Genomic DNA, 16499 nt, shown 5'->3' on the forward strand with positions numbered 1-16499 from the left:
AGTTCGGCGGACTGACGTGCTCAAAGCTCACGTGTCAACGAGCTCAACGACTCCGCGCTGAAAGGCTGGCTTCCTTACGGCAATTCACACCCCCCATCTGGGCATTCCCGGTGGGTATTGATCAATTCGCCGATCACGCAGCCGGTGTTTCCCGCAAGCTCGGAAACCACCCGATCAGCCGAGCCGGTGTCACGATGTGGTCACCAGCCTGGGGCGATGTACACCGACACCGGCTGCCTCCGGCCGGTCGCACCGGACCGGGTATGCCTGACCGCCGACTCGACCGCCGCCGAGCTGGTCGACGACCTCCCTTGGTCGATTTCCTCCTCACCGAGAGCTTCGCCACCCAGGTCGACCTCCACCTGCCACCGCACCCGTGACGCCCCGAGCAGGCCACCACCGGCGACCTGCTCGCCTGTCTCGGCCAGCTCCCCGGCCACCACTACGTCACGGCTCTGGCCGAGCGCCCTTGGTCAGCGCTCGTCGACGCCCCGCAGTTCTCGATCCGGCCGGCGGTGCCGGAGTACTGCCGCTGCACCCCGGCCGAGCGCGTGCCTTTCTTCGGGAACCCGGTGTCGTCCACGATCAGCACCCCGCCCAGCTCGCCGAGATGCTCGGTCACACAGTCCCGCACGTCGTCGCGGACGCCGTCGATGTCCCAGTCCGCCCAGCGCAGCAGCCGCCCCGGCCGGGCCTGAACGCTAACGCCTTCGCCATGGTCGTACTCGCGCAGGCGAGGTTGGCCCACAGCCCGACCTCTATACCCGCCGTATCGGTTCACCCCCAGCGGGGCAACTCTCAACCGAGCCAGCTGCTCCATTCGGGGTAACTTCGGCCGGAAGTGAAACATACGCCCACCGAAAGCTGACTGTGCCTGCAACAGGGAGGAGGCAAGATCATTGAGACTCGCCGAGAACGTCGACACGTCCGTCTGGGTAAAGTCCACACGCAACGAGACAGAGTCTTCACCGGCTGGCTTCCGCCTTTTCAGCACCTGGGCAACGCCCAATCGACTGTCGCCTCCTCGTCGATCATCGGGTCTCTGCCAAGGTCACAGCTCGAGTTGCTCACGAGCTGGCCGACGGGGTAGCCGGTTTCCGCGTTCTCGCCTGTTGATTGGCAAGCATGCATGAAATCAGGAACGCGAGCCCGGCCTCCTGCTGTCGGCCACCGTGTCCGAACGGCGGCGCAAAGAAATGCCGACGGCCTACGACAGCGGCAATCGCATTTGCACTGGCGCCAGCAGTGCTCAGGGACAACGAACCGATGTTCATATTCGGCGTCGGCGTCGTCTGTTCTCCGGGTTTATCAGCGCCCGATACCTATGACCAGAAGCACACGATCACGCGGGGCACACCGTACGACACGTAGGAGTCAAAGTTGGCCAACGACGCCGGACACAATGCGGCATCCCCGCACGCCCGGCGGCTCGCCACTCTCGCCCTCGAGTACCTGCGCGCCCACCCTAGGGCCAGCCTCGACGAGCTGCTCACGGCGGTCATGCGCCGTTTTGCGGGCCAACGCCGCGGGCGCTTGGTCGCACTACTCGACGAGGCCGTGGCTGCCGGTCTTCTCCACCGCGACAGCTCCGGACGCATCAGCGCTCCTGGTGGCGCGACCGCCCAGGTCGTCAGTTCACCCACTCACGATCCAACTGCCGACGCCACCACCGGCGTCACCATCTCCGGTCCGGCCGTCACCGCCTCAGCAGCAAGGACCACGCCCCTGCGCGCGCCCGACGGTCCGGCCGAGCAGCCGCTCGCAAACCCCCCGGCGGCCGCGGAAGCGCTCGGCGCCGCCGTGCGCGCCGTCCTAGTCGATCTCGAGTCCGTCGTCCACACCATCACCAGCGACCCGTACACCGACAAGCGGATATACCAGATCGGCGCCGTTCGGCTCAGTAACGACAGCGCCTGGGTTGCGGAGCAGCCGCAGTTCAGCTCCTACGTCGAACTGCCCGACGACACCTGGACCATCCGCTCCAAGCGCGTTCGCGAGGCGCACGCCGCAGCGGCCGTCAGCCCAAGGCAGGCGCTAGAGGACTTTTACGCCTATACCGAAGGCGCCGATCTGATCGTCACCTACAACGGCACTCAAGCCGACTTCCCGCTGCTGAGCGCCACTGCCGCCCGCGAGGACATGCCGGACCTGCGGGGCACCTACGTCGACGCCTTCTACCTCACCCTCGCGCTCTATCCGACCGCCACCCGGCACGCGCTCGCGCCGCTAGCTGACGACCTCGGCATCGACCGCGCCGGGCTGGGCTGGCACGACGCTGTCGACGACAGCGAGCTGCTCGCCCGCGTCCTACAGCAATGCGCACAGACATTCGCCGCGATGCCCTCCGACGTTCAAGACCTGCTCGCCAGCCTGACTGCCGACTCCCCCGCCTGGATGCTGGTGCGCTCGCTTGCCGCCAGGCACGCCGGCGCGCCGCAGAATGAGCTGCTAGGCGACGAGCGCGTCCACACCACCGCAGAGGTCGCCGGCGTCCTGAACTCCGGTCTGGCCGGGCACGCCCCGCGGCGGAGCCCCACCGGACCGGTCGGACGCTCGGCGGTCAGCGTCAGCGCGAGCCTGCGCGGAACCGACGGCAAGGTCGACGTCACCGCCCTTGCCCGCGCTGTCCGCCCCGGCGCCGCACTGCGCGAGCCGCAGACGCAGATGACCCAGCAGATGCACAGCTGGGTCGACGAGGCCAGCTCCGGCCTGGTCGAAGCGCCCACCGGCACCGGTAAGAGCTTCGCCGTGCTCGCCGTCGCCTTGGACTGGCTCACTGGCGCCCCCGATCGCACCGCGATCATCACCACCGCTACCAAGCAGCTGCAGGCGCAGCTGGCCGCCGACGTGGCGCGCCTCGAAGCGGCAATCCCAGGGCTGCTCAACGCCTCCGATGTCGTCAAAGGCAAAGCCAACCGGCTGTCGCTGCGCGCGCTGACGCTGTCGCTAGCCGACGCAACCGCGCTGCTCGCCACGCCGACCGCCCCACGGCGTAGCCGCAGCACCGGTCGCAACCGCTTTCTCGAGCGCGTCATCTTCCGCGAGCTGCTCGCCTACCTGATGCTGCGCTTGATCGCTTCCACTACCGTCGAGCAGTCCTGGACCGCCCACTCGGTTGACGCTGTTGACGTGCCACTGTTCTTCACCGACTACAGCAACAACACCGTCAGCATCTGGCTTGAGTCGCTGTCCCAGGCCACCACTGGCGAGTACGACGCGGCTGCCCTCACACCGCTGGCCGTCCACACCGACGGCGTCAAGGAGGCATTGCTCGGCCATCGGCTCATCCTGGCTAACCACGCGTTGCTGCTCGCCCACCTCGACGAGCTGTCCGACCTTGGCTCGAACACCCTGCTCATCCTCGACGAGGCCCACCAGCTCGAAGACAGCGCCACCAGCGCCTTGACCACAACACTGGACTACCGCCTAGTGGAAGATCTGTACAGCGAGCTCGACAGCTGGACCCGCGACGCTCGGTCCGGCGTCGAACGCGACCAGGCCGCAGAAGGAGTGCGCAACCTCGGCCTGCTACTCGACCACGAGACGCTGCCCAAAGTCGCAGGGCAGGCGTTCGATGCGCGCGGCACCGGCGTCGGCACTCTCGTCGGCTCACGCACCGTCACCTTGGCCAGCCCATACAGCGGCGCCAGCGGCACCGGGCAGGTCCGCTACCTGATGGGCCTGTTGCTGCGCCTGTCTGGCATTTGCGAAGTGCTCGTCGGCACCCTGTCGGCCTACCGCGGCGCGCACGCCGCCACCTTGAGCTTCTACGACCTCGAACGGCTCGATTCCCTCGTCGTTGGCGCGGCCGAGATCAGCGCGACCGCTCAAAGGATCGTCGGCGACACCAACGCCGCCCTCGGCCTACCCGCCACTGGCACCCCCGACACCGTCCAAAGCAGCACGCCCGGTGGCAACCCCAGCACGGACGACACCGGCGACGGCAGCACCGAAAGAGGCACCGCAATCGACGCCGCCAAAGATGATCAGGACGGCGACACGGACGAGACGCTGCCACTCGACGCGACCGACCCCGATGGCGAACCCGATTTTGACGACCTCGATCCCGCCGCAGCCGAAGGCCCCACCGGCACGGTCGACGGCGACCTGACCGATCACGGCCTAACCGGCGAGAGGGCGACACCGGCGCTGGGTGCGTTGCCGCCCGGCACCACCAACCAGGCCGTCTACGCCGAGGAGGTCGAAGCGCTGAGCGCCGAGCTGCGCCGCTATCGCTTCCGCATCAGCACCAGCCCGATCGAGCTGCCCGCCGACGGCACCTGGCAGCAGTTCCTGGCCACCTTCGACCGTACTTACTATGTGTCCGCCACGCTGCGCGTCGCTGCGCAGTGGACCTTCATTCGAACCCGGCTTGGGCTGCGCAGCTCCGTCCCGACCCTGCACCTGCCAACACCGTTCGACATGAAGAAACAGGCCGAGCTCGTCTGCCTGGCCGACTTCCCCTCTTGGGCCGAGCAGAGCGACGGCGCCATGCGCACTGTTGCCCACCAGCTCACCGGCTACACCCGAGAGATGATCCAGCCGGTCCTGGACGAGGCTGACGAACCCCAGGACTACAACACTCGCGGCGGCTACGACAGCGGCGCGATGGTCCTCACGACCGCCAAGAGCACCGCCGCCGGCATCAGCCAGCACCTGGCCGAGGGCCTCCGACGCTGCGGCGACACCACCCCGGTGCACAGCGCCGTCCTGCTCGGCAACCCCCGCGCCGTCCGACAGTTCGACAGCCACACCGACGGCGGCGGCATTTTGGTCGGCACCAAGGGCCTGTGGCAAGGCGTCGACATCGCCGACTCCAATAGGCTGCGCCTCGTCTGGATCAACAAGCTGCCGTTCGCACCGTTCGCGGCTCCCGTGATCGAAGCGCGCCGCGCCGCCGTGGTCGCTCGCGCCGACGCCGCCCACGCCGAGGACCCCGACGCGGTCGCCACCGAGACGTACTACCTGCCGCTGGCCGCGCTACAGCTGCGGCAGGCCGTCGGCCGACTCATCCGCTCCGAGCAGCACCGCGGCGTCATCATCATCAGCGACCGCAAGCTCGCCGGACACACTGTCCTGCGACGTGCCTACCGCGAGACGTTCCTAGGCAGCCTCGATGCCGACCTGCTGCGCCCCGACCCGGTGACCGGCGAGCGCACCGGCGGCAACGTCATGTCGACGGCCGACGCCTGGGCACGGATCTGGGACTTCTACGCCCGCAACGGCCTGCTCGACCCGGCGCGCGCCAGCGAGCTGTCCACGCCGCAGGCTCTGCTCGAGCACACCGTCCTGCCGCAGACCCGCCGCATCCGTGAGCTAGCGCTGACCGCCCAGGAGGTCTCGCAGCACCAGACGAGCGGCACACTCGTCGCCGAGGTGCTCGACCGGTGTGCCCAGGTCGGTGGGCTGCTTAAGCTGTCCGACGCTCCCACCGAGCTCAAGAGCTCCCAGCAGGCTGTCATCACGGCTGTTGCCGAGGGCCGCAACGTCCTCGGATTGCTGCCGACCGGCTTCGGCAAGAGTTACTGTTTCCAGCTGCCCGCGCTCGTCCTGCCCGGCGTCACCCTGATCATCAGCCCGCTCGTGGCCCTCATGCACGACCAAGCGCTCGAGCTCAACGCCAGCATCGGCGGCGCCGTTCGGGCCCTGGTCGCTCCGCTGCGCGAAAGCAGCAGCCGCGCCGGCAAGACCGAGATCGCCGATCAGCTGCTCGGCCGCGCTGAACATCACATCAAGCTAATCTACGCAAGTCCCGAGCGCCTGGGACAGCGGCGCTTCCGGCAGATCGTCGCTGAAGCGGTTCGAACCGGCATCATCAGCCGCATCGTCATTGACGAGGCGCACACGGTCGTGCAGTGGGACGACTTCCGCCCGTCCATGCGCCGTGCGACGCAGTTTCTGACCCGGCTGCGTGCCGACTACGGGCTAGCCGTCACCGCGCTGACCGCCACCGCCAATCGCACCGTCCATGCCGGACTGCGCACCCAGGTGTTCGGCCTTGCCCCCGACATCCCCACAGCCAGCAGCTCCGAGGCACTCGCCGAGGCCAGCGCGGCCGGGCCGACCGGACTGGTCACCGTCCGGGAAAACCCGATCCGGCCTGAGCTGGCGCTGTTCCGCCGCTCGATCAGCCCCGCCGGGCCGGCCGTCAATGCCGGACTGGCCGAGGAGGTCGTCGACAACCTGGAGGACCACGCGATCTTCTACTGCCTCACCGTGCGAGACGTAGTCGCGCTGCACGCCCACATGCGCGACTACGTGGGTGACGGCAACGTGCGGGTCCGGCGCTTCCACGGCAGGCTCACCGAGGCCGAGAAGCATGCTGTCATGACCGAGTTCCGCGAGGCGCCGCGGCGCGAAGACGACGGGTTCGCACCGATGCTCATCGTCGCGACCAGTGCCTTCGGGCTCGGCATCAACCGGCCCGACATTCGCACCGTGTTCTGCGTCAGTACCCCCACTGACCTGTCGCAGCTATACCAGCAGGTCGGACGAGCCGGCCGTGACGTCGCCGGAGCCGGCAGTGTGGGAGATACCGCAGCGGCAGCCGCGCCGCCGGCGAACGTCGGACTGGCCTTGCTCACACCGCGCGGACTGCGCACCGCCCGTTTTATGACCACCAGCGACCTGCCCGCGTCATTGCTCGCGCGGATGGGAAAAGCCGTCCTAGCCGTCCGTAACGGCGTCCTGGACGCTGGCACCATCGCCGACCGGCTCATCGCCGAAGACGTTGATGCCGGCCGGCTCAGTCAGGACGACGCCGCCAAGTCTCGCACCAGCGAGCAGTACACGTCCGGCGTTATGCGCGCGTTCGCCGCCTTATCGGAGTTAGGCGTCGTCGACGACCTCGGCGACTTCCCACCGCTGTGCACCATAAAGCCTGGCGAGCTGCGCAACAGCTGCGACCAGGACAGGGACCCGACCGAGCAAGCCGTCGTCGACGCGATCCTGGCGCTGCCGGGCCGCACCGACGAACGCAGCGACCTACACCGGGCCCGGCTGCACGTCCCAAGCGTGCACCGGTACCTGAGTGCGACCGTCAAGCGCTATGCCGACCTCGCCGACGATCCGCCCAGCACATGGCAGCTGCTGGCAGATCTGCACGACCGAGGCCAGCTCGACGTGTCCGCAGCACCCAGTCGCAAGCTCGTCACCGGAATCGCGGTGCACACCCCGACGCTGCCTGCCGGGTACGCCGGTGCGCTAGCCGGCAAGTCTGCGCGCGCTGCCGAGGAGATCCGCCTCCTGCACGACTTCTTCACCGACCGCAATAAGTGCGCCAACCGCAAGTTCGCCGACTACTTCGGCGTCGACGCCCTACCCGACGGATGCTGCAGCACCGCCGCGAACCGATGCTCGGCCTGCTGGGACAACGACACCACGATCCCCATCGAGCAGAAGCCACCCGCCGCTGGTGACGCGCTCAACATGCCCAAGCCGCGGCTGGCTGGCGCCCGCACCGACAGCAGCGTCCGACAGAAGCGTCTCGACGAGCAGGTGTACCGGCTGGTCTGGGCCGACTACCGCGGCGTGCACGCGCGCGACGTGTACCGGGCGCTGCGCGGCGAGGACTCTTACTACCACCCAATCCGTCGACGTCGGGTACGCCTTCGCCGTAACCTCGTCGTGTCGCGTTACTTCGGCGCCCAGCACATGGTGAAGCTTGACCAGATCGAGGACAGCTTTGCCCGGCTGGAAACCGACGGTCGGGTCGTACCGCTCGGACACGGAATGTGGCGCGAGCGCGGGCACGCCGACCGGGCCGCTGCAGCAGCCGCCCGCGCCGCCGCGACCGTCGTCATGCCGGTCCCCGCTGGGACGGCTCCGTGACAACCACTGTCCCGCCTAACAGCAGCACCCCCACCCGCCCGGACGCTTTCGCGCAGCAGCTCGCACCGGCCGGACCCGAATCGGCGCAGCTCGCCGCGGCTCGCCCGTGGCGCCCGCACACCAACGACCCGTTGCTGACCCCGGCGATGACGTTGGGGCCTGAGCGCGTTCCGGCCAGCCAGATGCAGGTGCTGTGCCGCTACCTCGGCGCGCTCGTCGCCGCCCGCAGCACCCCAGTCCACGTCAACGTCGCCTTCAACGCCTGCTACTTCGGGTACGACCTGACCACAGGCTATGCCGGCGCCGCCGTGGACCCGGCCAGCTTCCCCACCGTCGCGCTCGGCGAGACGATCGACGCGCTGCCCGTTGGGGCCCTGATCAACGTGGCGTCCGGCGGCGACCCCATCTGGGCAGAAGTCGTCTATAAGGAGGGCGCACACGCCGAGCTCGGTGAAGACGGCGCCGTCCCATCCTGGCTGTCCGGCGCACCCGCGGGCGCCACCGGCCCAGCCCAGACCGACCTGCACAGCCGGCCAATTTTGCACGAACGGCTCGTTCTCGACCTCAACGTGTTTGGGCTTGCGCCGACCGCCGCACAGATCGCCCGCCTCACCCGGCGCGGCCGCCTCGACGAGCTCGGCCACCTACTCGTCGGCTCCCGCTACGCCACCGCCGAACTCGCCGAGCTCGACGACGCCGGCTTCTACCGGCACTACCTGCTCGGCCCTGGCCGCGAACTACTGTTTAGCACCGCCGCCGTCGCACCGCTGCCGCTGCTCCTCACCGAGGATGCCGGAACCGAACAGCACCAGGCAGCGCTCGACGGGCTGTTCGCGACCGTGACCGCCGCGCTCCACGAGCTCGACACCGTCCGCATGTGGCAGCCCTACGCCGTCTCCCGAGCCAGCCTGTCCACCCGGTTACGCAGTTGCGATGCGCTGGGCGCTGATGACATCGCTTCCCTGGCGAACTCCACCGCGCGCAGCGCACTTCCTGACCAGAGTCGCCGGCTTGGCACCGCCCGCCAGGTGACATACACAGCGCTTGGGCCACGGCTGCGCTGCGTGGACGGCAGCGCCACCCCGATGCACGGGACCGGATACGCCAACGTTGTCCTGCACGCCAACCTCATCTTCGCCGACTACGTGCGCGGTGATGCCGAGGATGGACTGCTGTTCGACCAGGTGCACCTACGTCTGGACGACTACTGGCAAGGCGGTGGACTCTGGCGAGCCGAAGCATCCGGCAGCGCCCATGCGCTGCTCGACCCGACCGTGCCCCGCGGCTTCGGCTGGGCCGAGACGCTCGCCCCATCCTTGCCACCTGCCGCCACCGAACCGGCCGCTTTGGAGCCGGAGCCTGAGGACGGGTACGACGACGAGCTCGATGTCAGCGACTCACAAATCAGCTGGACCGTCGCGCTGCGCGCCGCACACATCGACGCCGGACAGCTCACGCTGCCCCAACAAGCCGCACACGTTCTAATCAGCGACCGGCGCAACGGCACACGCATGCGCCTGCTGCTCAACCACGACGGCTACCAGCTCGACGTCACCGACGCCACCCAGATGGCCACCGCCGACCTGCACGGCTCACCGGCGGTGCTGACCGGCGTGTCCTGGCCGATGGACTACTTCCCCGGCATCCTGCTCACCGTCACCTGGCCACGCAACACCGCCACGCTGCGAATCACCAGCACGCTGCTGGACATGCCCGTCACCATCGACGACGAGCTCGACATCGAGCACTGTTATGACCCGCGCATCGTCACCCGAGACGCCCTCGACAGGACTGGCAGCACCAGCGCCCCCCTCGCACAGCGCATCCTCCGCGCCGTCCGGCGCCTCGGCCTACTCGATCCCGACGGCGTCGCCCGCCTGGCACGTGACCAGCTGACCCAAGAGATATACGGCAGCAGCACCGAGCAAACAGAACAAGCCATCGACATGGCCGTCGCCCAGCTTTTGGAGCGCGGCGCTCTGACCCAGGACACCGGCTCCCATACTGCCGAGGGAATCACGTTCCCAGCCGTCGCCAGACAGCCGATCGTGTCGTTGCTCTGCTACACACCCACCGTAGTCACCGGCCCGCCCCGGCCGCGCCGCTTCCAACGTCTGGACACACGGTTCGTCAGCAAACACGTCGTCGCCGGCTTCCTACGCCGCATCGACCACCTAGGTAAAAGCGCCACCCCGCGTGCCCGTGCCGACTACCGGGAATACCGGGCGCAGCACGGGCTGGCGGGTCCGGCCGAGCTGCCCGATGGCTGGACGTTCGTGCGTCCGCACGAGCGCGGGAGCTGAGCCTGGACGTGAGCTGACGACAGCATCCGACCGCGCTCCTGGTACTGCTGCTGGGACAAAATGCTCCAGTTGATCACGAGCTGTTAGACCCGCACGACTCCCCGCACCCGATTTCTGCTCACGCATTACCCCGCGGCGAACCACCGAGGAGATCCATGGCGCGCACTCGATCAGGCTGCCCCGACGATGCCTACACCGGCTACATCGTCCAGCCGCTCACCCGTGACATCAGCGACGAGCTGCGCGCCGCGCTCGATCAGCTGGCCGAGGTGCTCAACACAGTCGATAGACCGATCGGCGACGTCGTTGAGGAGCTGACCACCCGAGACGTCCTCAAAGCCCTGTCAACCCTGCCGATCCGCGCCCGGCAGCATGCTCTGGAGCCGCTCGGCATCCACCTCACCCCCAAGACGCTGTCGCAAGGGCTGTGCCGCGACGTAGTTGGCAGGCTTCGGCGAGCCGAAGAACCTACCGCTTGGCACGCGGCGTTCCACCTGACCGCCGGAGCGCTCTACGGCAGCCTGCGCACCCATGCCGTGCGATCCGTGACCACCACCGACGGACCCGACGAGCGCAGCGCCGACCAGATCACCGACAAGCTTGAAAACCGCTGGACCCCCGCCCTGCTGCGCCTGGCGCTTTGGTCCGCCATCGCCCAGAACGAAATATCGGCCCACGTGTGGACATGGGCAGTCGAACGGCCCTGGTTCATCCACGGCGCGATCGACACCTCCACCGCCGCAAAGATCCGCACCGCGGCCGAGCAGGTCATCGCCCACTCCACTCACCCCGAAGCCATCATCGAGATCCGCGACGACGCACCCGACGACCAGCCTGCCGCCTCATCCGGTTCATCCAGCCAGCCAGTCACGACGCCAGACTACTGCGAAATCTCGTCTAACTCCCGCACCTCCTCAACCAGCATGCCAGTCGCCGTCGCCAGCACTATCCGGCCCGCAGATCCGCAGACCACCCCCGCCGCAGCTCCGGATGCTCCAGCCGACGCCACGCAGGCGTTGCACGCCGCCCGCCATTGCTTCGCACTGGCCGTCGTCTCCGCCGAGCACATCCTGGCCGACCTGAGGGCCGGCCGTGGGCCCGCTGCCGACGACGTTTCTGCCGTGCGCGCCGCCCAGAGCGCCTACAGCCACGCCTGCTCCGCTGTCCCGGAGGCAGGCAAGGAAGACCCGCGCGCCGCGTCCGATGAGCAGCCGACGCTGGACGAGATCGCCCAGTTACTCACTCTGCGCGCCGCGCGTGACGCTGACGCACCGCTGCGCCAGAGCATCGCCGCAGCGGACGGCATTACCAGCGACGCCCTTGGCATCTCCGAGCACGTCGCGCAGCTGCGGACGCTGACCGCAGAGCTGCTGGCAGCGCCCGACTGGACCGACACTCAGCGCACGCTGGCGCTCGCGATCGCCGCGCTGGTCGACCTTGTCCGCAACCCACAAGCCGAGCCGGAGACCCGACTGGAGCTGCAGGCCCGAGTCAGCGGAGCAGTGGCTTCGCTGCCTGCCCTCGCCGTCCTCAGCATGCTCGCCAACCAGCTAATGCTCGAAGAACCCTTCAGTGGCACAGCTTCGCTAATCGGTCAAGCCCCCCAGCCGCCTACCGGACAGGAGTCGACTGCCACCGTTGCCACACCGCCGCCTGTACTTGCAACCGATGTGTCGGCGCAGCAGGCCCCCGCCGCCGCTGTCACCGCGAATACTGCTGACGTCAGCGTGCTGACCGAAGCCTCGGAGCACCCGACTCGTGACGCCCCGGCCGCGGCAGCCGACCCAGCTGCCCAGGTCCCGGGCGGACCCGTGGGTACTGCCACCCTTGCCGTGCCTCACGAGGCCACGCCGGCCACGGCCTCGACCACCGCGCATACCAGCAGCGTCCCGACGCGACCCACCGGTACAACGGCCGTCTCGGGCAGCGCCGCCGAGCGGAGCGCAAATCAGGGCGAAACCGAGCAGCACGCGCCCACCCCTACTGACGTACAGCGGGCTGTCACCACGCTGCTGTCTACCTGCCGCTACGGGATGGCCTCTCATCTGGCCGCCCAAGCTAAGTGGGACGACACCCGCATCCGCATCTTCCGGATGGCCGGGCTGGCCCAAGCTGTCCGCAGCGATACGGGACCCTGCGGCGCGATGCTGCGCCAAGAGCTGGCCGACCTGGACAGCAATCAAGTAGCCGAGGACAACGTCAGTCTGCTCACCGCCGTGAGCAGCCTCGTGCGGGTCGCGCTCGTGACCGGCGAGCCAGCAGCCGGCGCGCTGCTAGGCGAACTCAGCAGCCGGCTCGACCCGCACCTGGCGACTATCGCCGACGAGATCGGGAGGCGCGCGCTGCGCGGCGTCCTGAACGCCACTCCGGCCCTCAACGTCCTTGCCGACGTCAGCGACGCCGAGCGTGACCTGGAGCTCATCATCGAGCAGGCTGGCGCAGCCCGACGGCCCCGGACCCTGCGCTTCAAGCGGTGCAGCGACATCGCCAAGCGCTGGCTCGACGGCAATGGCGCTCTTGGCCGGCTGCTCGACATCGTCGTCGCCAACGACGCTGACCGCCTTGTCGAAGTGCAGACCGAGGTCCAGCACCTGTCCGACGCCTCGGTCCGCGAGCGGCAGATCGACGAGCTCGACGCCTACTTCCGCGGGCATAGCGGCAAGCCGATAGAAGGATCTGGGCGGCACGACCTGCACGCGCTGATCCTTGAAACGTTGCGGCCCATCCGAACCTGGATCGAGTTGACCAGCGCTCTGACCCGCAGCCGCATCGGACGCGACGAGTGGACAACAGGCGAGGTCGCCGACATGCGCAGCGCGGTGCTCGCCCAGCGCGACGCCGCCTTGGCCGCCCTGCTGGCGCAGACCCAAACCGCCGACTCGCTGCTGGTCGCCGCCGCACAGGCCGCACACGACAGCCTGCGGCATACCTTCACTATGCTCGACGGGATCGAGCCGCTGCAGGCCGGCGAGCCACGCGTCACGGTCGCGCTGGACCTCGAGCTGCTTAAGGCTGACGATGTCTTCGTCAGCGACACCGGTACGCTTCAGCTGCGCAGCACCGACCCGCTTCCGGCGCTCATCGCCGCTGTCCCGCGCGGCTGGACCGAAGCGTTCACGTTGCAGCTGGAGCGTGAGAACTATCCCGCTGCGTTGTACATGCTCGAGATGCAGGACGTCGGCATCCTGGCGCGAGACGCCCTCGGCAACGACGCCCGCACGCGCTACACCATGGCGTTGGAGCGCAGCCGCGCCGAAATGGTCGCCGAACGTAACACCGTCGACACTGCCCTGCGTCGCGCCCGCCGCAGCAACGTCGTTACCGAGGAGGCAGACGGCGAGCTCACCGCACTGCTGGCCAGCGCCGACCCCACCCAGGACCACCTCGGCCAGGTCCGCGCCACCCTTGCCAAGATCAGCAAGCTGCTGCCGGCTTACCGCGAACAGGCCGCGCAGCGCCTGCGCGACCGGCTTGCCGCGCTGAGCATCGACGACGAAGAGCGAGCCCGCATCAGCGACCCGATCGAGAAGGGCGACCTGCTCACCGCCGAGGAGCTGTTGTACTTCCAGGACGTCGGCGAGCCAGTTCCCCGTACTGACCACAGCCGCCGTGACTTGCGCGCATTCTTCCCTGCTATTCCGGACATACTGCCCAAGGGCATCACCACCGAGCTGGTCACCGCAGTCCGCAAGCGGACAAGCTACGCCGGCAGCGACGTGCTCGACTACAGCCACCTGTCACCCGACGCCGCCGAGCAGATCGCCGAGGCGCTCGGCGCCTGGCGTCAAGCCGCGACCGCGCCGGTGACCGGCCGACGCAGCCTCACCGAACGCGATCTGCTGTTGCCGGCGATCCGCCTCATGGGCTACGAATGCTCAAAGATCCGGCGCCTGGACGACATGCCCAAGGGTGGCGAGCGCCGGTTCATCGAGATCACCGACGTCCGGCCCAACAGGGACGCGCAGATCCCGGCGTTCGGCAGCAAGCTCGGCGGACGACTGCGCGTCCTGCTCGTGTGGGGCCAGCCCACCGAGGACTTGCTGATGACCTACGCCGACCACGACCAGTCTGGTGACAGCCTGCTGATCGCGCACTTCGGCACCATGAGCACCGCCGCGCGGACGAAGTTCGCCGCCCGCGTCGAGCGCACCGGCGGTCCTATTGCGATCCTCGACGACGCCACCCTGGCCTACCTTGCCGCCCGCGGCAACCGTCAGCTCGGTGTGGCCATGTCGATCCTTATGCCGTTCGCCTCCGTCAACCCCTACATCCGGATGAAGCGCGGCGCGGTCGCCGAGGAGATGTTCTACGGCCGCGACCTTGAGCGCGTGCAGGTCACCGATCCTGACGGCACGCAAGTGCTCTACGGCGGTCGCGGCCTGGGCAAGTCCGCGCTGCTGCGCTACGCCGCCGAGAAGTTCGAGTCCTCCGGCGAGCCCGGACAGCGCATCGCGGTCTACCTGAGCCTGGACTCGGTCGCTGCCGGTGCCGCATTCAGCAAGGACGCCCTGTGGGTCGGGCTGCGCAACGAGCTGACCAAGCGCGAGGTGCTGCCTGTCCCGACCGGCAAGGCGAAGAAGACCGGCGACGTGTACGACCAGGTCCGCGCCGGGATGCTCGACTGGCGCAATAAGGACAGTCGCAACCGGCTGCTCATCCTGCTCGACGAGTCCGACCAGTTCTTCGAGGCCGACGCACCGGCGTTCCTGGACACCAAGCGGCTGCGCGACATCGGTGTGGTGACCGACAACAACATCAAGGTCGTTTTCGCCGGTCTTCACTCGGTGCAGCGGTACGCCAAGAGCGCTCGCAACGGTCCGTTCAGCCATCTCGCGCAGCGCCCCACCGTCATCGGGCCGTTGCGCCCGCAGTTCGCCGCCGACCTGCTGACCGTGCCTCTGGGTGTGCTCGGATACGAGTTCGCCGACGACAATCTCGTCAACCGGGTCCTGGGCTACTGCTCTTACCAGCCGTTCTTGCTCCAAATGTTCGGCCATCGGCTAGTCGAAGCGTTGCACGCCAAACGGCGCGACGGCCTGGCTGTCGACCAGCCGCCGTACATGATCACCGACGACGACGTCGCCGTGGTCGAGCGCAACCGTGACCTGCGCGCCGACATCACCTCGGCGTTCCAGGACACCCTGAACCTGGACCCTCGGTACAACGTCATCGCCAACGTGCTGGCCGACCACGCGTTCCGGTTCGGCTTTGACGCCCGCCTGCAAGACGCAGAATTGCGCGAGGAGTGTCTGAGTTGGTGGCGCGCGGGCTTCGAGTCGCTCGACAGCGAGAGCTTCCGCGCCTACCTCAACGAGATGGACGGCCTCGGGGTCGTCGCACCGAATACTGACGGGCGCGGGTGGCGGCTGCGTAGCCCGAACGTGCTCAACATGATCGGCAACCGTTCCGAGGTTGAGCGGCAGCTGCTTATGGCCGAGTCCGAGGCGGTGCCCGAGACTTTCTTGGCGCTGGAGGGCAGGCCGCAGTTGTCCGACAACAGCAGCGCGCCCCTAACTGCTGCGCAGCTCGACGACATCCTCGGCGACCACAGCACGCACGTCCGTGTCGTCGTCGGGTCGCACGCAACCGGTCTATATCGAGTTGACGAGGCGCTGCGTGAGGTCACCGGCAAGGCCGGCGACTTCGACATCCCGACGATCAACGGACGACGCGCGTTCGAGGAGGAGCTGCGCGGCGGACAGGCCGGACGGCGGCGGGTCATTATCGATGACCTGGCCAGCGTCCAGCCGCAGGCATCGGCGTGCCTGGAGGCGCTCGACCTGGCGCGCACGCACGTGCCGACCGCCCCAGGCGTCACCCGCGCCGCAGTCCTGATCTCCAGCCCGGAGCAGGCAGAGCTCTGGGACAGCGCCTTCGAACACGGCGTCGCTGTCGCACTACGCCGCTACGACCAGCAGACCCTGCGGGTCTGGACGATCACGCGGCAGATGTTCAGCCACGACGAGCGCCTGCAGCGACTTTGGAACCTCACCGGCGGGTGGCCGATGCTCGTCGAGCACGCCGCCACCCTCGCTGACAGTGAGAGCGCGCAGGAGCCCACCGCCCTGGACGAGCTCGAGGCGTACGTCAACAGCCCGACCGGTTTCAGCGACCTGCTCGATGGTGTCGGTCTCATCCGCGATCCCGACCTAGCGCGCGCCTACGCCTCGATCGTCGCGCTCGTCGATGACCAAAAAGTCAGTTGGGTTGACTTGCAGGCGGCCGCCGACATGGACGGCTCCGCCACAAGAGTCGTTGAGCGGCTGATGGCACTGCAGGTGTTCGACACCCACAGCGATGGCCTTTACAGCGTCGAGCTGCGCCTGCTGTCTGCCTGGCAGGCGTCGCTGACCTGACCGGTGACGC

At 68.2% G+C, this 16499-nt stretch carries 3 protein-coding genes and 1 pseudogene; 3 read left to right on the forward strand and 1 reads right to left on the reverse strand.

Features of this window, described 5'->3' with window-relative positions; all coding sequences use genetic code 11:
• Window positions 1-493: 493 nt before the first annotated feature.
• A pseudogene (locus ACH54P_RS11415) lies at window positions 494-820 on the reverse strand (transposase); the annotation flags it as partial.
• 560 nt (window positions 821-1380) lie between these two features.
• On the opposite strand from ACH54P_RS11415, the gene ACH54P_RS11420 reads away from it, so the two are divergent.
• The 3 genes from ACH54P_RS11420 to ACH54P_RS11430 all read left to right on the forward strand — a co-directional run bounded on the left by ACH54P_RS11420 (window position 1381) and on the right by ACH54P_RS11430 (window position 16489).
• Window positions 1381-7830 carry a DEAD/DEAH box helicase gene (locus tag ACH54P_RS11420; RefSeq protein WP_489912338.1) on the forward strand — a complete coding sequence of 2150 codons (6450 nt, stop codon included), beginning with the start codon at window positions 1381-1383 and terminating at the stop codon, window positions 7828-7830.
• The gene (locus ACH54P_RS11425) at window positions 7827-10133 is read left to right on the forward strand and encodes a hypothetical protein (protein ID WP_489912339.1); all 2307 of its coding nucleotides are present in this window, start codon (window positions 7827-7829) and stop codon (window positions 10131-10133) included. The genes ACH54P_RS11420 and ACH54P_RS11425 overlap by 4 nt, the downstream gene beginning before the upstream one ends.
• Before the next feature lie 155 nt (window positions 10134-10288).
• Window positions 10289-16489, forward strand: coding sequence for a hypothetical protein (locus tag ACH54P_RS11430; RefSeq protein WP_489912340.1), 6201 nt, complete (start codon window positions 10289-10291; stop codon window positions 16487-16489).
• Window positions 16490-16499 lie beyond the last annotated feature (10 nt).

The sequence above is a fragment of the Amycolatopsis sp. N2S4-7 genome (genome assembly GCF_058119595.1).